Origin of the sequence: Enterococcus sp. BWB1-3 (assembly GCF_016745275.1) — a bacterium.
Lineage (GTDB): Bacteria > Bacillota > Bacilli > Lactobacillales > Enterococcaceae > Enterococcus_L.
The window spans coordinates 1-22177 of record NZ_JADOEP010000005.1 but is presented as its reverse complement, the minus strand read 5'-3'; the positions used below and the strand labels follow the sequence as shown (position 1 = coordinate 22177).

At 38.8% G+C, this 22177-nt stretch carries 16 protein-coding genes and 1 pseudogene; 10 read left to right on the top strand and 7 right to left on the bottom strand.

Annotation, left to right across the window (positions count from 1 at the left end; translation table 11 throughout):
- Nucleotides 1–465 precede the first annotated feature (465 nt).
- A complete protein-coding gene (gene pplA / locus IW492_RS05175) occupies nucleotides 466–1401 on the bottom strand; it encodes an extracellular electron transfer flavoprotein PplA (protein ID WP_202066247.1) in 936 nt (311 codons plus the stop codon).
- A 293-nt stretch (nucleotides 1402–1694) separates the two neighbouring features.
- On the opposite strand from pplA, the gene IW492_RS05170 reads away from it, so the two are divergent.
- The 4 genes from IW492_RS05170 (at nucleotide 1695) to IW492_RS05155 (ending at nucleotide 6338) form a co-directional block, all read left to right on the top strand.
- Nucleotides 1695–3623 carry an NAD(P)/FAD-dependent oxidoreductase gene (locus tag IW492_RS05170; RefSeq protein WP_202066246.1) on the top strand — a complete coding sequence of 643 codons (1929 nt, stop codon included), beginning with the start codon at nucleotides 1695–1697 and terminating at the stop codon, nucleotides 3621–3623.
- 717 nt (nucleotides 3624–4340) lie between these two features.
- Nucleotides 4341–4757, top strand: coding sequence for a NusG domain II-containing protein (locus IW492_RS05165; protein ID WP_202066244.1), 417 nt, complete (start codon nucleotides 4341–4343; stop codon nucleotides 4755–4757).
- A gap of 17 nt (nucleotides 4758–4774) precedes the next feature.
- Nucleotides 4775–5329 (top strand): Gx transporter family protein, encoded by a 555-nt coding sequence (locus IW492_RS05160; protein ID WP_202066234.1) that lies wholly within the window; start codon nucleotides 4775–4777, stop codon nucleotides 5327–5329.
- 22 nt (nucleotides 5330–5351) lie between these two features.
- Nucleotides 5352–6338: a polyprenyl synthetase family protein gene (locus IW492_RS05155; RefSeq protein ID WP_202066232.1), complete on the top strand. Its 987-nt coding sequence runs from the start codon at nucleotides 5352–5354 to the stop codon at nucleotides 6336–6338.
- A gap of 287 nt (nucleotides 6339–6625) precedes the next feature.
- Here the strand turns inward: IW492_RS05155 and gor are convergent, their stop codons facing one another.
- The 5 genes from gor to IW492_RS05130 form a co-directional block, all read right to left on the bottom strand.
- Nucleotides 6626–7978 (bottom strand): glutathione-disulfide reductase, encoded by a 1353-nt coding sequence (gene gor, locus IW492_RS05150; protein ID WP_202066230.1) that lies wholly within the window; start codon nucleotides 7976–7978, stop codon nucleotides 6626–6628.
- Nucleotides 7979–8730: 752 nt separating this feature from the next.
- Nucleotides 8731–9972: a peptidase U32 family protein gene (locus IW492_RS05145; protein ID WP_202066227.1), complete on the bottom strand. Its 1242-nt coding sequence runs from the start codon at nucleotides 9970–9972 to the stop codon at nucleotides 8731–8733.
- A 132-nt stretch (nucleotides 9973–10104) separates the two neighbouring features.
- Nucleotides 10105–11025 (bottom strand): peptidase U32 family protein, encoded by a 921-nt coding sequence (locus tag IW492_RS05140; protein ID WP_202066225.1) that lies wholly within the window; start codon nucleotides 11023–11025, stop codon nucleotides 10105–10107.
- Between the two features lie 276 nt (nucleotides 11026–11301).
- Complete coding sequence (locus IW492_RS05135; protein WP_202066223.1) at nucleotides 11302–13791, bottom strand: ATP-dependent Clp protease ATP-binding subunit; 2490 nt, start codon at nucleotides 13789–13791, stop codon at nucleotides 11302–11304.
- A 3-nt stretch (nucleotides 13792–13794) separates the two neighbouring features.
- Nucleotides 13795–14262 carry a CtsR family transcriptional regulator gene (locus IW492_RS05130; RefSeq protein ID WP_202066221.1) on the bottom strand — a complete coding sequence of 156 codons (468 nt, stop codon included), beginning with the start codon at nucleotides 14260–14262 and terminating at the stop codon, nucleotides 13795–13797.
- A 174-nt stretch (nucleotides 14263–14436) separates the two neighbouring features.
- Here IW492_RS05130 and IW492_RS05125 point away from each other — a divergent pair, with 174 nt between their 5' ends.
- Nucleotides 14437–14901, top strand: coding sequence for a MerR family transcriptional regulator (locus IW492_RS05125; protein ID WP_202066219.1), 465 nt, complete (start codon nucleotides 14437–14439; stop codon nucleotides 14899–14901).
- Nucleotides 14888–15559 carry an MBL fold metallo-hydrolase gene (locus IW492_RS05120; protein WP_202066217.1) on the top strand — a complete coding sequence of 224 codons (672 nt, stop codon included), beginning with the start codon at nucleotides 14888–14890 and terminating at the stop codon, nucleotides 15557–15559. The genes IW492_RS05125 and IW492_RS05120 overlap by 14 nt, the downstream gene beginning before the upstream one ends.
- Nucleotides 15560–16275: 716 nt before the next feature.
- Here the strand turns inward: IW492_RS05120 and IW492_RS05115 are convergent.
- Complete coding sequence (locus IW492_RS05115; RefSeq protein ID WP_202066215.1) at nucleotides 16276–16461, bottom strand: hypothetical protein; 186 nt, start codon at nucleotides 16459–16461, stop codon at nucleotides 16276–16278.
- Nucleotides 16462–17011: 550 nt separating this feature from the next.
- Here IW492_RS05115 and IW492_RS05110 point away from each other — a divergent pair.
- From IW492_RS05110 to IW492_RS05095, 4 genes and pseudogenes are all read left to right on the top strand, one after another.
- The gene (locus IW492_RS05110; RefSeq protein ID WP_202066213.1) at nucleotides 17012–18001 is read left to right on the top strand and encodes a LacI family DNA-binding transcriptional regulator; all 990 of its coding nucleotides are present in this window, start codon (nucleotides 17012–17014) and stop codon (nucleotides 17999–18001) included.
- A gap of 163 nt (nucleotides 18002–18164) precedes the next feature.
- Nucleotides 18165–19550 (top strand): annotated as a pseudogene (locus tag IW492_RS05105) (sucrose-specific PTS transporter subunit IIBC); the annotation flags it as partial.
- Between the two features lie 23 nt (nucleotides 19551–19573).
- Nucleotides 19574–20956 (top strand): glycoside hydrolase family 32 protein, encoded by a 1383-nt coding sequence (locus IW492_RS05100; protein ID WP_202066209.1) that lies wholly within the window; start codon nucleotides 19574–19576, stop codon nucleotides 20954–20956.
- A gap of 764 nt (nucleotides 20957–21720) precedes the next feature.
- Nucleotides 21721–22177, top strand: a 457-nt coding sequence (locus tag IW492_RS05095) for a transposase family protein (RefSeq protein WP_202066207.1), incomplete at its 3' end; no start/stop codon positions are given.

Genomic DNA, 22177 nt, shown 5'->3' with positions numbered 1-22177 from the left:
GTTTTTTCACCTTGCACTGATATGAGAGATCCCCTCCAAGCTGAAGCCGTTTCTGAACTATATCCCCCAACTACCTATTTTGTCAGCTCCAGTTTCATCTTCTTTGTAATACTTACTAAAATCAGTTTGATTTATCTCTGCTGATCATATTAATTTTTGCACGTTTTTCAAAAACAACAAAATACTGCTATTTTCTGTTCAGCAGTATATAATCATAAAGCAAAATTGAAGCCACCTAAAGTTTTCTATTTTATTTATATGTATACCAAACACATGCAGACAGCTTGTATCACAACACACCGTCTTCATTTTTCCAAAGTCTTCCTATTTATATGTGAATCTTGTAATCAAGAATCCGATAAAACTTTATGTTCATTTTTTATAACAGACTTTTCCCGTTAAGAAAGGCAGCCAAAGAGATAGATTCTCTCTGGCTGCCAGAATCGTATGCTGCTCATTTAGAAATTATTTTTTCATTACAATGTTGTCAACGATGATTTCAGCAGTGTCGCCTTTTTCAGCAGCATTGATTAATTGTTCAGCATAAATTACAAAGCTGTGATAGCTGTGAGTTGCGCCTGATACTACATCCATATCAGCAGGAGTTCCATCTTCTTCACCCATAGCTTTAACAAACGCCTCATTGAATGCAGGAATGAATGCTTCTGGATTAGTACCAGCTTTTTCTTTCATGCTTTCATTGTAGTCAGCATTATCTTTTTTAGATTCGCCATCGTCATTTACGTTGTCATAATTTGACTCTGTAATTTTCCCATCTTTTACAACCATAGAGAATTCTGTATGGTATCCATTAGAGTTATTTTTTTCTTTCAACGTATATGTGCCGTCTTTAAGGTCAGCACCATTATCGATTTCAATTGTATCTGTATTTCCAGCCTGAGCTGCTTGAATCAATTGTTGTGCATAGTTTTGGAATGAATCAAATGAATGCGTTGCACCTGATACTACATCAATACTTGATGGAGATTGTTTGGCAACCAGCTCTTCATTAAATTTAGGAATAAACTCTTCAGGGTTTGTACCTGCTTTATCTTTCATATTTTTGTTGTAGTCAGCATCATCAACTTTTGATTTGCCGTCTTCATTCACGTTGTCATAGTTAGACTCTGTAATTTTTCCATCTTTTACAGTAATTTCAAAAGACACACGGTAACCATTAGAGTAATTCTTTTCTTCTAATTTATACGTGCCATCCTGTAAATCAGCTCCTGCCTCTTTCACTGCTTCAGTTGAGGATTCTTCAGTTGCAGCCGAAGTTTCTGATGTTGCAGTACTTGATGATGAAGCTCCAGTATCTTTATTGTCTGATCCGCAAGCTGCCAATACTAATGTTGACAATGCAATAGCTGTAAAGCCTTTTACAAATTTTGCTGTTCTCATTTTTTGGTCCACCTTTTCATTTTTTATACTACTTTCCTAGTTGTAAAAACTAGTCACAACAAAAGATTGTGATTTAATTAACATTCTAACTAATTCCCCATCTATGTCAATATCCGGACGAAATAAAAGCAAATATTTATCAGTTTTTCACAAGTTTCTAATGTAAATTCGCTTATTTCTCAAAATCTGTGAATTGTTATTAGACAAATGACTAAAGTCGCTATATAATTAAACACGATTGCGAAATTATGATCAATATTATACTTTTATTATGGTTAAGGAGCGGATTATCAATGACAAAGCAAAAAATTGTCGTTGTAGGTGCGGGTTATGCTGGAGTTTCAGCAACTAAATTTTTAGCAAAAAAATTGAAAAAGGACGATGTTGAGATCACATTGATCGATCGTCATTCTTACCACACTATGATGACAGAATTGCACGAAGTAGCAGGAGGACGTGTAGAACCAACAGCTATTCAATACGACTTGCAGCGGTTATTCTCACGTAAAAAGAATGTTCATCTAGTTACAGATACAGTCACTGGAATTGATAAAGACAACAAAATTGTCAAAACAAAATTAGGATCTTACGAGTTCGATCAACTGATTATCGGTATGGGAGGAGAACCAAACGATTTTGGCACTCCCGGTGTTAAAGAAAACGGCTTTACTCTGTGGTCATTTGAGGACTCTTTGAAAATTCGTGAACATATTGAAGCAACAGTAGAAAAAGCTGCCATCGAACCAGATTCTGAAGTTCGTAAAGCAATGCTGACCTTTGTTGTCTGCGGTTCAGGATTTACAGGAATTGAAATGATTGGCGAGCTGATTGACTGGAAAGATCGTCTGGCAAAAGATTCAAAACTTGATCCAAGTGAATTTACTTTAATGGTAGTTGAAGCAATGCCGACTATCCTTAATATGCTGACTCGTAATGATGCAGCCAAGGCAGAACGCTACATGGAGAAAAAACAGGTAAAACTACTGAAAAGCTCTCCTATCGTTGAAGTTGCAGCAGATCACATTAAATTAGAAGACGGCTCAGAAGTACCAACACACACACTGATTTGGACAGCAGGTGTAAAAGCAACTTCTGATGCTGCTGATTTCGGTTTGGAAGCTGCCCGCGGAAATCGTTTGATCGCTAACGAATACATGCAGGCAAAAGGATACGAAGATAAAAATATTTATATCATTGGGGATTTGGTGTATTACGAAGAATTCCCTGATACTCCGACACCGCAAATCGTTCAGGCTGCTGAACAAACTGGTCATACTGCTGCTGCAAACATTGTAGCAAGCATTAAAGGCGGAGAAAAACATAAATTTAAAGGGAATTATCAAGGCTTCATGGTTTCAATTGGTGCAAAATGGGGTGTGGCGAATCTTTTTGACAAGATTCATCTAAGCGGCTTCCTTGCTATCATCATGAAACATATTGTCAACTTGAAGTATTTCTTTGATATTCGTTCAGGATACTACATGTTCCAGTATATGATGCATGAATTCTTCCACATTAAAGATGATCGAAATGTTACCAGAGGACATTCTTCACGTTATGGAAATGTCTTATGGAGTGTTCCCCTGCGTATTTTCTACGGAATGATGTGGCTGGTGGAATCAATGAAAAAAATTGTCGGTACCGGCGATTATCTTAACCCAAGTACTTGGTTTGGTGAAGGATCATGGTTCACTGACAAAGTTGTCTTCCCATTCCCTTGGCTTCAGGAACAAGTAACATCCGGAGCTTCAGAAGTAGCTGAAGCAACAACGGCAGCCAGCGGAGCAGCTGATACAGCTGCGGAAGCAGTGACTCAAACCGCTCATTTTGGTCTGAGCTATGCATATGGTGAAGAACCAATGATGGTCTTTGAGCACATGCCAAAATGGTTCGAAAGCGTAATGAAATTCATGATGCCGAATCAGGAAGTGGCATTGTTCTTCCAAAAATTCATGACAATTGTTGAAGTATTAATTGCTTTGGCACTAATTGCAGGTTTATTCACTTGGTTATCAAGTGCAGTTACAATTGGTTTAGTTGGAGCTTTCTGTCTATCAGGAATGTTTTACTGGGTAAACATCTGGTTTATTTTCGTTGCTCTTGCTTTGATGAACGGTTCCGGTCGGGCAATTGGGCTGGACCGCTGGGTAATTCCTTGGCTGCAGCGTAAACTAGGTAAATGGTGGTACGGTACACCGAAATCAAGATACGGCACCAAATAGAGGATGGTAACGATTGAAAGTTCTAGGGGATCAGCCTAGAACTTTCTTTTCACTTATACAATTTACTGCATACATTCTTCTTTCAATAAAAATAAAGAAAGCCGCATACAATACCTAGGTGCTAAGAACCTCGGATTCTCGCACCTAAAACTGGATTCTGTTTACAAACCCGTCATTCACCGCAGCGAGCAGTCTTTAATCTCTTTATCCGCTGCCTGAAACGAATGAATAAGTATTTTTATTATGTAGCTGAAAAAGCCGAAGAAGCTAAAACAGGCTGGGATATCTAAGCTTATTTTACTGATCGGATGACAGTTGAAGCAAAAAAGTCAGCTTACGATGATTTAACTGCAGAAAATTGGGACTGTGACAAAAGTATGTCTGAGATCCCTAAAACCGAATAAACGGTGTTCCAAAGCCCCTCCATGCTTCGAGGATCGGAACGAAGTGAGAACCGTAGACGCAGAAGCTGCCTCTTCGGAAATAAGTAGAACTATACTGAAAATATGAGTAGCTATTTTCGTATATTCCGACTTATTTCTTGAGACAGAACACTTCTGTCACAACCTCGAATAATGAGGACTGATTTTTATCAACCTTTTAACTGGCTAATTGAAGAATTAGCACACTAACTTTAAGTTTATTCCTATTGAAAAAATAAGATTTAGATTATCATTAATAAAAGAGACAGAGACTGTATATCTAAGGAGGAGAATTATGAACGTAAAAGACTTCATCAAAAAAAGCTACTTACGTCCCTGGGATGTTATTATTATTATTATTTTAGCAGTCAGTTCTTTTCTCCCTCTGGTTGTATTCGGTATACAAAGCAATGAAGACGTTACCTTGCAGGCTGTTTTAAAAGTTGATGGCAAAATAGTCAAAACATTTGATTTGAAGGAAGGAACTCCTTCTTATACATATAAATACGAAGATCCTGACGGGGATTATAACCTGATAGAAGTGGACGGCAGCAGGATACGAATAAAAGAAGCAAACTGCGGTGATTTGGCTTGTGTCCGCCGTGGCTGGATTTCAAAACCTGGAGAAACACCAATCGCCTGCCTGCCGCATAATTTATTTATTACAGTCGAAGCTTCAGACGGAAATGAGGACGGCAGTCTGATTTACTAAGATTGCCGGAAAAATATATGACGAAATTACAAAAAGAAATTTATATTTCCATGCTGGTTGCGCAAGGTGTGATTATTTCTCTATTGGAAAACATGATCCCCTACCCTTTTTCTTTTGCTCCCGGAGCAAAGCTGGGGCTGGCGAACCTAATCACAATTATTGCGATTTTTACGATGAAGAGAAATCAGGTATTGTTTTTAATTTGTATGCGCCTTGTTTTATCCACGCTTCTAGGTGGAACGCTTTCCACGTTCTTTTACAGTGCAAGCGGAGCTTTACTCAGCTACTTGGGAATGATTCTGGTCAAGCAGCTTGGTCCTAAACGCGTCAGCATCATCGGAATCAGTGCTGTTGGCGGTTTCCTGCATAATGTCGGACAACTTTTTACAACGTCATTTTTTGCTCAGTCATGGGCTCCAATGCTCTATCTGCCATTTCTGTCATTTTTTGGATTACTGTCAGGGATCGCCATTGGCATCGCAGCAAATTACTTATTAAAACATGTGCAGACTCTTCGCAAATTTCAATTGGATTACGAACAGAGCACGAAACAAAAATGGGAGATTTTTTAAAACGAACTGAAGGAGCTATTCTATGAAGATCCATCAAATGTGGGAACCCTATCCCTCTTTAGCTAAAGAACTGGAAACTACGCTGTCTTTAATGGAGAGGAATATTCAAATAAAAAATGAAGAGATCGAGCAGGCGATCTTATCTATGATTCGTTCGGGGGGAAAGCTGCTAAGACCGGCATATCAGCTGCTGTTTTCTCAATTCGGAAAAGAAGAAAATCAAGAACGGGCAGTCGCCTTGGCTGCGTCCCTTGAAATGCTGCATACTGCGACACTGATTCACGATGATATTGTTGACGAAGCGGATATCCGCAGAAACCTGCCGACAATACGCTCACAATTCGGTAATCAAACTGCTGTTTATGCTGGAGACTATCTTCTGATTTGCTGTTTTAAGCTTTTAGCTGACTACTCCTCTTCACTGAAAAGTATTCAGTTGAACTCCTTAAGTATCGATAAAATTCTGTCAGGAGAATTGGGACAGATGGATACTCGATATGACACAGAAATGACTGTTGATCAATACATTGAAAATATCTCTGGAAAAACTGCCGAACTTTTTGCCCTAAGCTGCTTTATTGGTGCCTATGAAAGCGGCTGTTCACTTCAGTTTGCCAATAAATGCAAAGAGATTGGCAAAAATATTGGGTTGGCATTTCAAATTATTGATGACATCCTTGACTACACACAGTCTTCTTCACATATAGGAAAACCTGTTCTGGAAGACATGAAACAAGGTGTTTATTCACTACCGCTGCTCTATGCACTGAAGAAAAACAAAAAAGAACTGCTGCCATACTTGAAGAAAAAAGATCAATTATCCGCAGAAGATACACAAGCCGTGTATCAGCTTGTACATACGTCTGGCGGTGTAAAGAAAGCACAACAGCTTGCTGACGCCTATACAAAAAAAGCACTGAAAAGCATTCAGAAACTACCTGATACAGAAAAACAGACAAAAAGAATACTACTGGAAATTACGGAGAAAATCTTGGTGCGGACATCATAAGAAAAATACTTTTATAACTGAAAGAGACCCAATTGGAAGTTTAGATATTGAAGTGACCCCAAAAAGTTAGACTTTTTGGGGTCACTTCATATAACTTTCGATTGAGCCTTTTTTAGTTAACATTCATTGGTTCTATGTCAGTACAACTTTCATATTCCAGTATTGGTACGAATATTTGAATATGAAAGGTTTCAGGATTGACAATTCTAATACTCGTACCATAGTAAATGTCACCATCCAGAATTATCTTGGATACTGCATTACTTTGTTTTTTATTGAGACAACAATTATCTCATCGTAACAAATTCTTCTGCTCCTGTTGGATGAATAGCAACTGTATTGTCAAAATCCTTCTTTGTTGCCCCCATTTTTATTGCAACCGCAAAGCCCTGCAGCATCTCATCAACACCCAGGCCAATTGCATGCAGACCGACAATCTTTTCGTCGTTGCCGACACAGATCATTTTTATATCAGATTTTTGACGGTATTCACCCAAAGCAAAATACATTGGAGTAAAGCTGGATGTATAAAGTTTTATTTGGTCCTGACCATATTTTTCTACTGCTTCTCGCTCAGTAAGTCCTACTGTTCCAATAGTTGGATGTGTAAATACCACAGTAGGAATGGTCTCATAGTCCAGGTGTTCATCTGTCTTACCGTTAAAAATACGCTCTGACAACCGTCTGCCCGCAGCGATTGCAACCGGAGTCAGATCAATTTTGCCAATCACATCTCCAACAGCATAGATCCCCTTCTGAGTTGTATTCTGATATTTATCTACTTTAACGTACCCTTTTTCGTCCAGTTCAATAGAAGTATTTTCTAATCCCAATTGATCCGTATTGGGCTCTCTGCCTGTTCCAAAAAGAACACAGTCAGTTATAATCGTCTGCCCATTTTCAAAAGCTATTTCCAGCTCTCCTGAATCTTTCTTTTCAATAAATTTAGGTACAGAATTAGGATACAGCTTCATCCCATCTGCTTCATAGTGCTCAACCACTTTTGAAGAAAGCATTTCATCAAAACTGCGTAAAGGGTGATCTTTTCTGAATGCCCAGTGAACCTCGCTGCCCAAGCCAAGTACTGTTCCAGCAAGTTCAGCGGCAATATATCCTGCACCCACCACCACTATATGTCTAGGTAATTCTTCCAAAGCGAAAAATCCATTGGAATCAATGGCATATTCTTCTCCGGGAATTCCTAATTTACTCGGACGTCCGCCTGTTGCGATCAAAATATTGGGTGCTGTATATCTTTCACCACCTGCTTTAATTATTTGCTTATCAACAAAGATGCCATATTCTTTTATACGCTCTACATGATTACTGTCCAATCCACGTTGATAAGCGGTGTGCAGAAATTCAATATATTTTTCACGATGCTGAACCAGCTGATAAAAATCAAATGAACGCAAGGCTACATCAAAACCGTAGCCCGCTGCATCCCGAGTCATCATTTCCATCATGCTGCTGGCCTGCCACATCACTTTTTTCGGTACGCAGCCGACATTTACACAAGTTCCGCCAATCGCTCCGCCTTCCAGCAGCAGTACCTTTGCTCCGTGCATACCGGCGCGATTTGCAGAAGCAATACCGCCGCTTCCGCCGCCAATCACAATATAATCATATTCTTTAACCATTTTTTATCCTCCTCTGCTTAAGAAAAAGGGTCTGTATGTCTGAGATCCCTAAAACCGAATAAACGGTGTTCCAGAAGTTGTCTCTTCGGAAATAAGTCGGACTATACTGAAAATATGAGTAGCTCCAGGGAGGTATCAATTCACAGCTAGTCATATTATGACTAGTGTTCCTTGACAATTTTCGTATAGTCCGACTTATTGTCATAAATCACTACGATTGACTCGTCAGAGTAGATGATGCATGTTACCTACCTGGTTCTTGAGACAGAACACTTCTGTCACAACCTCTTGATACCGAATAATCGGTCTTCCAGTCTTTATATGCCTCTGCGGTTATCTATCTCTTTGTATATGGAATAAATTCTGACAAAATTTCCCATCGGAGCACTGCATACCATTCTGATAACCGACTTTCTATTACGGAAAAATTCTTGTATCTACAAGTCTCACTACACTTCGTTTCGATCTCATCAATTTCTAAATGGCAAAGCCACTAAGAATCGAAGGACCATGTTTGATTTTCAATATAAACGCGTCTATTTGGAAAAGCGTCAGTATATCTTACAATGACCATAGGATATATGACGAGCATTCGAAAAAGTGTAGAAGCAAGCTCTTGTGGGTAAGAATTTACAAAAATTCTTACCATAACTGCTTCTGCGATTACTCGTCACATGGAGAAGCTTTGGGACAATCTCCTCATAATTCACCTAAAATACAATAATTATGTCCGCTGATCCCAGCATATTCTCTTATTTCTTTTTCCGAATCATATCTCCAACTGAAACCGGCTGAGCAACAGGCATCGTAACAAGCATCATTGGATTCGGTGCCCTGTCAATTGACTCACCATCTTCATTGTACATTACTTCCACCGTTTGATAGAAATGATTGAACCCCGGGCCATAAAATTCGATCTCATCTCCTACACTGAAGTGATTACGTTGTCGAATTGTCGCTGTTTTTGTTTCGGAATCATAGCCCATTACTTCACCAATAAACTTATATTCAGGAATTTTTCGGCGCGGGCCAAACAACTGCTCTTCTTCACTGGGGGTATGATAATAAAATCCTGTGGAAAGCTCCCTTTGTGCAACTTTCCATAGCTCATCCACCCATTCCTGTTTGCATTCATAATTTTCGGGGTCTTCCATATAGGAATCCACCGCCTTTTTATATACATTCGCAACAGTAGACACATAATGAATAGACTTCATGCGTCCTTCGATTTTAAAACTGTCTACACCATTCTCAATCAGCTCTGGAATATGCTCAATCATGGTCATATCCACCGCACTCATTGAAAATTCTTCTTCAACTGCACCGCTCTTGGTCAGACTTCGACGTTCTGTGCCAAAGGGCATATCATACAAATCATATTTCCAGCGGCAAGACTGTGAACAGCCGCCTCTGTTTGCGTCTCTCATTGACATATGATTCGACAGAGTGCAGCGTCCTGAATAAGAAATGCACATCGCTCCATGAATAAATGCTTCAATTTCCACATCTGTATTTTTACGAATTTCAGCAACTTCTGCCATGGATACTTCCCGAGCCAGAACTACACGCTCCAGCCCTTCATTTTTCCAAAATTCTAGTGTCTCATAATTTGTAGCGGAAGCCTGTGTTGAAAGATGGATCGGCAATCCGGGAGCCTCTTCTGCACATATCTCAATTAATGCCGGATCGGAAACAATTACCGCAGAGATTCCCAAGTCTCTAAGCTCACGGAAAAACTCTCCAGCTCCTTCTTCATTTCCTTCGTGGGTGACCATGTTTGCTGCCACATACACTTTGGCATTGTATTCTCCGGCAAAAGCCACACCCTCCTGCATCTCTTCATAGGTGAAATTACCGGCACGGCTTCTGAGCCCATACGCATTTCCACCGATATATACAGCATCCGCTCCATAACGGATTGCAACTTTTAATTTTTCCAGCGTCCCGGCTGGTGCCAGCACCTCGGGACGCTTCAATGTTCGTTCTTTTTCCATCTTCCTCTGTTCCTCATTTCTCTTAATCTTAATAATTAATTTGACCGCTGTGTTTCTGCTGATCGCTCTGTGAATGGTCAGTTAGCTATGTGCTTTATTGTGAATCCTTTAATTACGCTGACTGCAATTGTTTTATCTGATAGCATCCGGATCTAAGTGGAAAAAGCCTTCATCAAGTCCCCTGTTTTCAGGATGAAGTTGCTGAATTTGTTCCTGTATCTGTTCAGCCTTCTCTATTGTCCAGTTTCCGCTTTCTAAACCTTCTTTCGCCTCTACAAACAGCTTTGCAACCTTAACAAAATTTTCTCCCGGGGCATAAATTCCATCCAGCTTCCATGTTTTGTATCCATAGTCATATAATTTATCCAGCTCTAATATCATACTGATGTCATTATCTGCAAAAATATGCGTACCATGACTATCTTCATAAATCGAATAGTGGGTTTCTTCTTTTTTAGGTTCGGATAAAAACAAGCCCCGCTCTTTCCCTTTTTCTTCTGAAGCCTGAATATAATTGTAATAGTTCTGCAAAAGAGGCCGTTTAGATTGGTGGATACAAGTTGCACCATATACCAAAACCTCCGCAGGAACCAATAACTGTTCCGACATATTCATCATCTCTTCAAAAGGAACTTCACGAGCCAGAACTGCACCTGCAGCTCCTCTTTTTGCCCAGAAATTAATCTGTCTCGAGCTGGTAACCATTGTTTCTCCATCATAAATAAATGGAATATCGATTTTTTCTTTCTGCAGCGTGTAAATCACACCCGGATCACCGGCAGTCAGCTGGTCAACCCCTATTTCTGCCAGAAAGTGCAAATACTCAGGAACATGCTTCATCTTATCCGGATGCATAATTCCATTAACTGCTGCTATCAGGCGCTTTCCAGCGGTATGTGCCAATTCTGTAATTTCTTTTTGTTCCTCCCGTGAAAACGAAGCCGGCAGTCTCAACCCGAATGTCTCCTCACCAATATATAATGTATCCACGCCTGCTTTCAACAGTAACTCCGCCTGTTCAACAGACTCTGCTGTTGCTATAATTTCAATCATTTTGCTGCCTCCTTCAACGACTGTTTCATAGTATCACAGGTTCACAAACTTTCCAATAGAGCTCGGCGTTTTCTTCCTCTTTTCACAAAGAATTTTAAATTGCCGGAAAAACGTATATACATAAATCCTCTATATTTCCCTGAAAACTTTCCAGCCTTTAAATACTGGTATTGATTCTATCCGCTCAGAAAAAAGCCGAAATAAGAGATTGTGCCCCTTAATCCAGCTTATTTCTCCAGATAGAACAGTTAACTTCTGCTCCATCTGTTTTTATTCTTAAATTGTTTGTAATTCTTTCTTTTCTTTCGGGGCTTTCACACTTAACGTAATTTTTCCTTTGCTTGCACCAATCGTTACTTTATCACCCAAGTGCACCTGACCAGACAGCAACGCTTCACTTAAGCGATCTTCCACTTCTTTCTGCAGTGCCCGACGGATAGGTCTTGCACCATATTCAGGATCAAAGCCGACTTTTCCGATGGCATCGATTGCAGCAGCAGTAATCTTCAGATAAACATCCTGCTCAGCCATTCGGGTAATAATCGCCTTACTCATAATTTTAACGATTTTGTGAATCTCCTCCTGATCCAGCGAACGGAAAACAATTGTTTCGTCAATCCGATTCAGGAATTCCGGACGGAATGCTTTCTTAAGCTCTTCCAAAATTCGTTTCTGCATAGCATTGTGGTCTTTTGTCAAATCAGCTACATTAAAACCTACATTTTTTTCTTCACGGATAGCTGTTGCACCAATATTTGATGTCATAATCAAAATGGTATTTCTAAAATCAACTTTTCTGCCTTTTGAATCAGTCAAGTGCCCATCATCCAGGACCTGAAGCAAAATGTTGAAAACATCAGGATGGGCCTTTTCCACTTCATCCAGAAGAATTACTGAGTAAGGTTTCTGGCGAATTTTTTCTGTCAGCTGGCCGCCCTCTTCATAACCTACATAGCCTGGAGGCGAACCGATTAAACGACTGGTACTGTATTTTTCCATGAACTCGGACATATCTACTCGAATTAGGGCATCCTCACTGCCGAACATTGTCTCAGCCAGAGCTTTTGCCAGCTCAGTCTTACCAACTCCAGTTGGGCCTAAAAACATGAATGAACCAATTGGACGGTTTGGATCTTTTAACCCGCTTCTTGCTCTTCTAATTGCCCTTGAAACAGCACGCACTGCATCATCCTGTCCCACAACCCGATTATGAAGAATAGCTTCCAACTCCATTAGCCGCTCGCTTTCCTTTTTCTCCAGCTGCTGTAAAGGTACCCCTGTCCATTGAGAAACTACCGAAGCAACATCTTCTTCCGTCACCTTATTCGTATAGCCGGATGCTTCTTTTTGTTCAAGAAGCAGCAGGTTTTCCAGTTTTTGCATCAGTTTTTTCTCTTTTTGGCGCAGACGGGCTGCACTTTCAAAGGATTGCTCCTGAATGGCTTCTTCCTTTTCATCTGCCAGCTCCTGAATCTCACTGCGAAGTGCATTGACTGCGGATGGTTCATCTGTCAAATCCAAACGGACTTTGGCAGCAGATTCATCCATCAAATCAATTGCCTTATCCGGTAATTGACGCGAATTAATATAACGAACAGATAATTGAACTGCTGCATGCAGTGCACCATCTGTAATTTCCACGCCATGATGTGCTTCATATCTGGAACGCAGTCCCTTTAAGATTTCAACTGCTTCTTCCGGTGTGGGTTCATCAACAAGAACACGGGCAAACCGTCTTTCCAAAGCAGAGTCTTTTTCAATATACTTCTGATACTCATCTAATGTTGTTGCCCCAATTGTCTGTAATTCTCCACGAGCTAAAGCAGGTTTTAAGATGTTAGATGCATCAATTGCTCCTTCTGCTCCTCCGGCACCAATCAAGGTATGCAGCTCATCAATAAATAGAATAACCTGACCATCCTGATAGATTTCATCAATTACTTTTTTCAGTCGATCTTCAAATTCACCGCGATATTTTGTTCCAGCTACCAGTGCGCCCATATCAAGCATCATCAGCCGTTTATCCTGCATCGTCTGAGGAACTTCCCCGTTCACAATTTTTTGAGCTAATCCTTCTGCAATTGCCGTTTTACCAACTCCGGGCTCACCGACCAGCACTGGATTGTTTTTTGTACGTCGACTCAAAATCTGAATAAGCCTTCTCACTTCACTTGATCGCCCAACAACTGGATCAAGAGTGTTTTCTCTCGCCAGCTTCGTTAAATCTCTCGCCAATGAATCAAGAGTCGGAGTTCCGCCTTTTTGAACCGATCCGCCTTTTTGATTTTTTCGCTTGTTGCCGGACATGGCCATCTGCGGATCATTGATTCCGATTTTTTTCATCAGCAGCTGGCGAATTTTAACCAGACTTAAGCCTAGATTTACCAGAATTCGTGAAGCTAGAATATCTTCATCTCTTAACAAACCCAGTAGTAAATGCTCCGTACCAATATTGGGAGCACCCAACCGCTTTGCTTCTTCACCTGAGTAAGCAAAAATTTGTTTTGAACGAGGAGAATAAGGTAAATAGATACCTTTGGGATAAGATTTTACAACCCCATAACCTACCAGATGTTCAATTTCTTCTCTCACTTCATTTTTATCAACATTTAACTGGCGCAGTGTTTTTCCTGCAATTCCATTCGATTCAATGATCAACGCCAACAGCAAATGCTCTGAACCTACCGACTGATGCCGAAAATATTTTGCTTCTTCCTGTGCAATAGCTAAAACAGCCTTGGCACTTTCTGTAAATAACTCATCCATAGTTTATTCCTCCTCATAGCTCAGACGTTCTAAAAAAGAACACATTAACTGAGCCCGTAAAAATTCTTCATTTGCACCAAATTTTCCCAGCACATTTTTTCCTAAAGCGGCAAGCATAATATTTCCTTCCCGTTTTGTAATAACTTCTTCCTCATATAATTTCTGCACAAAAGTCAGTGCATCTTTCTCTGACAGCTGATCACCGATAAATTTTTCAATCTGATCCAACAGTTGTGTACTGTCTGACAAATGAACCTTAGCAATCCGAATATATCCGCCTCCGCCCCGCTTACTTTCAACCGCATAACCACGCTGAATCGTAAAACGAGTGTTTATTACATAATTTATCTGGGAGGGAACACAGTTAAACAAGTTAGCCATTTCTGCACGACGAATTTCAATTTTATTGCTTTCCTCTAAAATCTTTTTCAAATACGCCTCAATCAAATCAGAAGTGTTCTGATTATTCATCATATCCATCCTTCTCCCTTGACTATTACTGACCATAATTATATCGAATTTGAAACAGTAAATAAAGAAGAAAGCTTATACTTTACTGAAAATAAAGCTTTTCCTGACAAATTATTTTCTCTGTTGACTGTGGAGTTTACTTCAATGTTATGATAAATGCAAGGAGGATTTACTATGAAGACTATGTGGACAATTAATGAAGCGGCTAAAATGACTCATTTATCAAAGGACACAATCCGTTACTACGAAAAAGAAAAACTGATTTTTCCTGAAAGAAAAGATAATAATTACAGATTCTACTCCCAAAATGATTTGTTAAAATTAAAATACATTGTTGTTATGAAATACGCTCATTTCTCACTAAAAGAAATCAAAGCCTTTCTAATTCTTTTTGATCAGGAGCTATCAGAAGCATGCAACTTGGAAGGTCAGAAGCTTCTAAAAAAGAAAATCACTGATCTGGAAAAAACCATTGTACATTATCAGTCAATTCTGGATCTTTTAAAACAGATTCCTTATCCGGAAAATTTTCAGGAGCTACTCAAGTATTGGCAAAAGAACAATGCTGTTCATTTTTTAGATCATTTTATTGAGGTTGTTTTTGAAGAGATTAAGGAGGAAGCTGATGAAAATTATTAGGTACCCGCAGACATACTCACTTCAACTGATTACTATGCCCAGGATATTTCCAATAAACTGTTATATTATCCTGGAAAACGATTTCTGCACACTGATTGACTGCAGCAAAAACGGACAAGCGAAGTCCATCATTAAAGCCATTGAAGAAACCAATTTGCCATTAAAATACATCGTCATTACCCATGCTCACTCGGATCATACGGGGGACCTCACCAAAATAAAAGATCATTTCCCCCAAGCAAAAATATGTATTGGCAGAAAAGAATTTGAGGATAGTTCTAATCATGTAAAAAATATAAATATGCCGGTTCAGCCAGATCTTCTGCTGGATGAATGCAGCAGCATCGGCTCTTTGTCAATATATGAAACACCCGGTCATACTAACGGTTCTATCTCTTTAATTGATAGACGAAATGATTCTGCCTATGTTGGGGACCTTCTTCAGACAAGGGGAGGACTGGCAATTTCAGGTGATACACGCTGGCTCTTTCCATTCCCTGCGTTGGCAACGAACAATAGAAAGGAAGCAATTCAATCTGTAAAAAAATTAACCCAACAGACTCAGCTGAAACAAATTTTTTGCGGACACGGAGCAGCGGTTACTTATAATGAAGCGATATTCGAATCGATTATTCAGCGGGCAGAAAACAACCTGTAATTTGGCTTTTTTTAAACTAACAATATGAAAGGATTTAGCCTCTGAACAAGAAAAATATAAGGAGAGATTGTGGCATTCATATGTCCTGAACCCTTAAGAGCGAATAAACAGTCTTCCAGTCTTTATATTAATGGCTTCTCTTTCTGGAATGAATACTCGCTAATTCATTTGACTATCATACGTATATCCTTCTACTAAAAAATCTGACAAAAGTGGAACTGACAACTTGAGGCGAACAATAACTGCTTCGAGGATCAGAACGGAATCCTTCAAGGGACTGTGACAAAAGTATGTCTGAGATCCTTAAAACCGAATAAACGGTGTTCCAGTCTTTGTATGATTCGAGCATTCGAAGAAGCGTAGGAGCAAGTTCATACATGCCCCCCAGACATGCTTCGAGGATCGGAACGAAGTCCTTCAATTCTTAATGGCTTTGCCATTTAGAAAGTGATGAGATCGAAACGAAGTATAGTGCAGTGAAAAATATAGACATAGAAGCAACAAGCTTTTTGTTACCTGCGGGTATTGGGTACATTTTAGAACCTTCCAGTGCAACGAGTAATCTCAGGAGCAATGTTTGTATGTCTCAAATAACCGTCAAAGAAATTTCTTTGACAATAAGATGAAATTTTTGATAATTACTATTTTATAAAAAATAGGTGCTTTATCGTGGAACACTCATTTCAATTCAAGTCATAGTACAAGGGCTTCTCCAGTTACTCGAAGCATAGCAGAATGTCTTCTGCCAACTTTTTGAACCGAAACCTTTTTTCCTTGCTGTCATTTTCAAAGATAATGTCAATCAACTGATCTTTCCACAACCCAATCATTATATTTTCATTGATTTTCTTTTTTGTCTCTTTCTGACTCTGATTTAAATGACTCATCATATCCTGAACCATGTTGTAAACAAACCCTCAGGCTAAAAAATTTTGATAGACACAAGTTAAGCCTCTGCCCGAAACCTGTTCCATTTTTAATTTGTTTTTTATTATCTGCCAGAGTTTCTCGATTTCCCAGTACTTATTATAGAGTTCAAGAATTTATTCTCTCATGATTGTTGCTGGAAGATTAGTCATAAATGCATTCATTTAACCATTTTCCAATGGAATTGGAATCATATTAATCATTCTTCCCATATTCACTTCAAAAACCTTTGCCAGTTCAGGCTCACCCATTTCATTGTCCTCAAACGTAAATACGTAACAGTAACCACTGATCTCCTCCTCGATCTGTAAAACAAAACGTTCACTGATTTTTGAAACTAATACAGAAAATCATTGAACTAACAGTGTTTAGAAGTGTATTTCATTTGTTTAGAAGACAGCTTCTATAACTATTGATATAATAAAGGTTTTAGTGAAAAATAGGTAAATTCAAAATTGTATTCTTATTGATTTACCCAGACTTTTGAATTATTGTAGAGATAAGGTACTTTTATGGAGGTAATTTATGATTACTATTAAAGGAATTGCAAAAGAAGCCGGAGTTTCAAAAAGTACAGTTTCCCGCTATCTCAATAACGGCTATGTAAGTAAAGAAACTGCTGAAAAAATTGAAAAAATTATACAAAAACATAATTATAGTCCAAACGAATTCGCCCGTAATCTAAAATCACAGAAAAGTAATTTTACAGGTGTCATCTTACCACGAATTAATTCCCCATCAGCTATCAGCACTTTAGTTGGTCTTGAGCGGAAAGAGCGTGAGTATGGCCGCCAGCTGTTGATGGTTAATACAGAGTTAAATATAAATCGGGAAATTGAGAGTTTACATAATCTGGAGCAGAATAAAGTTGCCGGTATTATCTTAATGGCAACAGCTATTACTGAAAGGCATATAGAAACAATTAAGACTTTAAAAGTACCAGTTTTGGTTTTAGGGCAAGAAGATGAACGAATTACTTCTTTAACTCATAATAATTATCAGGCGGGTATATATTTAGCTGAAGGCTTACTTCAATTTGGACATCAGAAGATTGTTTACGTGGGAGTTACTGAACAGGATATCGAGGTTGGTGTGAAAAGAAAAGCAGGAGTAATTGCCGGGTTCTCTCAACTAAAGGGAACACAGCTCACTTTTCTGGAGACAGGTTTTGAAGTGGAAGATGCATTTCATCTGGGATATGAAGAGCTTCAAGCTCCACAGGGAAGTCTTTATATTGCGGCTACAGATAATATAGCCATTGGTTTGATGAAAGCGGCACACAGGCTGGGAATAACTATAGGAGAAACCGTTTCAGTTGCCGGCTTTGGGGGATATTCTATTGGAGACTATGTTTATCCATCTTTAACTACCATTGACTTACATCATGAGAGGTTGGGGGCACTTGCTTCAGATTGTATGGAAAAGCTGATTTATCGAGAAACAATAGACTCTATTCCTGAAATTCCTATAGACTTGTTGTATCGGGATAGTGTCGGTTATTTTAAAAATAAATAGATGGATCAGAAGCGATAAGCAACTGCAGGAGAAACTGCGTTGCTTATCGCTTAAAAATTTTGATTGACATATTAATGAAAAGCAGTTATTCTGATGAAAAAGGGAACGGTTCCACACGTTTGAACTAAATGTGGGAACGGTTCCGTATCGAGGAGGAAGAAAGATGGAAAATCGTGAGATTGCAAAAGCAGTTATTGAAGCAATAGGAGGGGCTGGAAATATCAGGAGCACCGCTCATTGTGCGACACGTTTAAGGCTTATGGTGAATGATGAATCGTTGATTAATAAAGAAAAGGTGGAGTCAATTGACAAGGTAAAGGGAGCATTTTTTAATTCGGGACAGTATCAAATTATTTTTGGAACAGGAACGGTAAATAAAATTTATGATGAAATAACTAAATTAGGGGGCAATGAATCATCAAAGATTGAAATAAAAGATGAAGCTGTTGAATCCAGAAATTGGTTCCAGCAAATGTTAAGAACTTTTGGGGATGTTTTTGTACCGATTATTCCTGTTTTAGTTGCAACCGGTTTGTTTATGGGCTTGAGAGGGTTATTGACACAACCCCAGGTACTGGCTGTTTTGGGTACAACACCTGAAGCAATTAATCCAAATTTTTTATTATATACACAAATTTTGACAGATACAGCTTTTGCCTTTTTACCAGCATTAATTGCCTGGTCAACATTTAAGGTATTTGGAGGAAGTCCTGTTATTGGGATTGTTTTGGGTCTGATGCTGGTAAATCCGGTTCTGCCTAACGCATATGCAATCGCCGACGGATCAGCTGCCCCTCTCATAATAGCAGGCTTTATTCCAATTGTGGGTTATCAGGGGACTGTTTTACCTGCATTTATTGCCGGTGTTCTGGGCGCTAAATTTGAAAAATCGTTAAGAAAAGTAATTCCTGATACATTGGATCTTTTAGTAACACCAGTTCTTACATTACTAGTAATGAGTCTGCTGTCTTTAATGATTATAGGACCGATTTTCCATTCAATGGAAACAGTGGTTTTGAATGCTACTGAGTGGATTTTAGATTTGCCATTTGGTTTGGCAGGATTAATAATCGGATTCTCCCACCAGCTAATTGTAGTAACAGGAATCCATCATATTTTTAATTTCTTAGAAGTACAGCTGTTGGCAAATACAGGTGCTAATCCATTTAATGCGATTATAACCTGTGCAATAGCAGCACAGGGGGGAGCAACTCTGGCTGTAGCTGTTAAAACCAACTCTTCTAAATTAAAAGCTTTGGCGTTTCCATCCGCTTTATCTGCATTTTTGGGGATTACTGAGCCAGCTATTTTTGGTGTGAATCTTCGTTATGTAAAACCGTTTATCATGGGACTGATAGGAGGGGCAGCAGGTGGTTTTACAGCAAGCTTAATGAGCTTAGCCGGAACAGGCATGTCAATAACTGTAATTCCGGGAACATTGCTTTATTTAAATGGTCAATTAATTCAGTATGTATTGGCTAATTTGGTTTCAATAGGAGTTGCCTTTGTATTAACTTACATGTTTGGATATAGTGATAAATTAAGAGAAGAAAAGTTGGGGGTGTTGAATTTTTGGATGAACAAACTGAAAAAATAGACTATTCATTAGGCTATCATATTTTCCCAAAGAAAGGATTATTAAATGATCCAAATGGTTTAATCAAATTTAAAGGATTCTACCATGTGTTTTATCAGCTAAACCCTCAAAATACAACACATGAAAATAAATGCTGGGGGCATGCTTATTCAGTTGATTTAATTCATTGGCAACAAGCGGAAATCGCTCTGTTCCCTGACAAATGGTTTGATAAAGATGGTGTTTATTCGGGAAGTGCAGTTGAATATCAGGAAAAATTATATGTGTTTTATACAGGAAATGTGATTGATGCTGCCGGAATAAATCTCAGTTATCAATGTATGGCTGTATCAGAGGATGGTTTTACATTTAGAAAAATTGGCCCGATTTTCCCTCACCCTAAAGGCTACACACGTCATGTTCGTGATCCGAAGGTTTGGTACGATCCTGAACAACAGGGCTGGTACCTGTTATTGGGTGCTCAAACCAATGAAAAACAAGGAGAAGCATTAGTCTACTTTTCCAAAGACTTAATTGAGTGGGAGGGACCTAGACTATTTCTGAGAGCCGGTGATGAACGTATCCTTGAACAAAACGGGTATATGTGGGAATGTCCTGATTTGCTTCACTTTGAGGAGCAGGATATCTTTATTTATTCACCTCAAGGAATTGAAGAAGATGACATACACTATAAAAATTTGAATCAGACTGTTTATCGTAGTGGAAAATTTGAAAACGGCATATTTTCAACAGACATGGACATGCGCGAGATTGACTGGGGATTTGATTATTATGCTCCTCAAAGCTTTAAAGCAGATGGGCGAGTACTTTCTTTGGGCTGGATGGGCTCAATGTTTCCTGAACAGGAGACAACGGTACCTACGATAGAAGAGGGGTGGCTGCATATGCTGACAATTCCCAGAGAGCTGACGGTTAAAGACGATCACTTGATTCAGCGACCAGTTGCAGAGTTGCAGCAGCTAAGAACTGCAGAAACAAAATTTAATGTTCAAAATGAAATCTTTACATTTCCAAATTGCCGATTAGAGCTACTTTCAGAAAATTATCAGGGGTTCTCAAACTTTTCTTATTGTATAAATGACAATCTATATTTTAACTATGATGCATCCGAAAAAAAGGTACAGTTAAACCGTTTAAATTGGTTCAATGGAGAGATTGAAGTTAGGGAACTAATTCTGGATGAGCCTCTATACCAGTATCAATGGTATTTAGAATCTACTTCCAGTGAATTGTTTTTGAATGAAGGAAAGCATGTTGCTAGTGCCCGCTTTTTTCCAAAAACATCAGCAGCAACTATTACCTTCTCCAGTGAAAAGATAAATGAAATCTTGATTTATGAGTTGGCAAAAGTAATGTGAAAATATGAAAGTGATAGCATATGTATGGTTTAATAGAAGCTGGTACTACTAAATTATTTTTCATGGTTAACGATGAAAAATTTAAGCTACTGGAAAGGATTGGTTTTCCGACAACTACCAGTACAGAATCCATCTCAGTCAGTTTATGAAAAAAATCATCTACACTTGTTTTGAGATGAAGAAAATAACTGTCATTGGTTTAGCTCTATATTAAATCACTAGTACCGTATAAAACAACAAATGTTTCCCAGAAAAAGAGAAGAGAGAAAAGAAGTGTTTAAGCCAAGGTATGGCTGAACACTCTTTTTTTCGGCTCTATAATTTATGGAACTGATGAGCCAGAGTGGTGAACTACCCGTCTTTGAAGAAACAACTGTCGCACTATCATTTGACTGTTGTATAAGTTTTATCTGATAAACTGAACTTATTTATCAGATAAAACTTATACAAGAACTTAAGCTGCTTTGTAGTACTGGTTATGGTATTCTATTGGTGTCAACACTTGTAATTTTCGCTGGTAACGACCATTTATTGTCCTAGAGAGGTAGCGCATACCAGAGATGATTCATCAGTCCCACAGTCCCATTATTCAAATGGTAAGATTGAGGCGAAAAATATTTTTATATAATTGGGGCTCTATAATTTATTGGACTGATAGAAAAAAATCTATCGGTCCTATTTTCTCATTAAAAAACAAGGAAGACACACAACATTTCCGCTAGAATAGAATCACCACAAAACCAACTAGAAAGGAAAATGAATGTATGTCTACACTTGATTCTATCAAACAAATCCTTGGAGTGAAAGATAAAAATATTGACATTCTAAGTTGTCAGGAAGCAGATTATAAAGGGAAGAAAGTAATCCTCGCAGAAGCAGCGCTTGTTCGTGCTTTTCACCGTTGCCCTTTATGCAAAGCACCTAGTAATGCTTTTGTAAAGAATGGGAAGAAGGTCTCTATGATTCTCTTAAACCGCTGTGCCAATAAGCAAACGTATTTGCGCTTGAAAAAACAACGATACCATTGCCGTTCCTGTCATAAATATTTCACTGCTTCTACCTATTTGGTGAATCGTCATTGTTTTATCTCTAAGCAAGTACATTATCGTGTTCTTGAAGAATTGACAGAACACCAATCAATGAAGAGCATTGCGAATCATTGCCGTGTGTCAGTGACGACGGTGCAGCGCACCTTGTCGGCGCTCACGCTTGAAACCAAAA

Coding starts and splice junctions, on each gene's coding strand:
- pplA (WP_202066247.1), bottom strand. CDS start 1,401: ATGAGAACAGCAAAATTTGTAAAAGGCTTTACAGCTATTGCATTGTCA.
- IW492_RS05170 (WP_202066246.1), top strand. CDS start 1,695: ATGACAAAGCAAAAAATTGTCGTTGTAGGTGCGGGTTATGCTGGAGTT.
- IW492_RS05165 (WP_202066244.1), top strand. CDS start 4,341: ATGAACGTAAAAGACTTCATCAAAAAAAGCTACTTACGTCCCTGGGAT.
- IW492_RS05160 (WP_202066234.1), top strand. CDS start 4,775: ATGACGAAATTACAAAAAGAAATTTATATTTCCATGCTGGTTGCGCAA.
- IW492_RS05155 (WP_202066232.1), top strand. CDS start 5,352: ATGAAGATCCATCAAATGTGGGAACCCTATCCCTCTTTAGCTAAAGAA.
- gor (WP_202066230.1), bottom strand. CDS start 7,978: ATGGTTAAAGAATATGATTATATTGTGATTGGCGGCGGAAGCGGCGGT.
- IW492_RS05145 (WP_202066227.1), bottom strand. CDS start 9,972: ATGGAAAAAGAACGAACATTGAAGCGTCCCGAGGTGCTGGCACCAGCC.
- IW492_RS05140 (WP_202066225.1), bottom strand. CDS start 11,025: ATGATTGAAATTATAGCAACAGCAGAGTCTGTTGAACAGGCGGAGTTA.
- IW492_RS05135 (WP_202066223.1), bottom strand. CDS start 13,791: ATGGATGAGTTATTTACAGAAAGTGCCAAGGCTGTTTTAGCTATTGCA.
- IW492_RS05130 (WP_202066221.1), bottom strand. CDS start 14,262: ATGAATAATCAGAACACTTCTGATTTGATTGAGGCGTATTTGAAAAAG.
- IW492_RS05125 (WP_202066219.1), top strand. CDS start 14,437: ATGAAGACTATGTGGACAATTAATGAAGCGGCTAAAATGACTCATTTA.
- IW492_RS05120 (WP_202066217.1), top strand. CDS start 14,888: ATGAAAATTATTAGGTACCCGCAGACATACTCACTTCAACTGATTACT.
- IW492_RS05115 (WP_202066215.1), bottom strand. CDS start 16,461: ATGGTTCAGGATATGATGAGTCATTTAAATCAGAGTCAGAAAGAGACA.
- IW492_RS05110 (WP_202066213.1), top strand. CDS start 17,012: ATGATTACTATTAAAGGAATTGCAAAAGAAGCCGGAGTTTCAAAAAGT.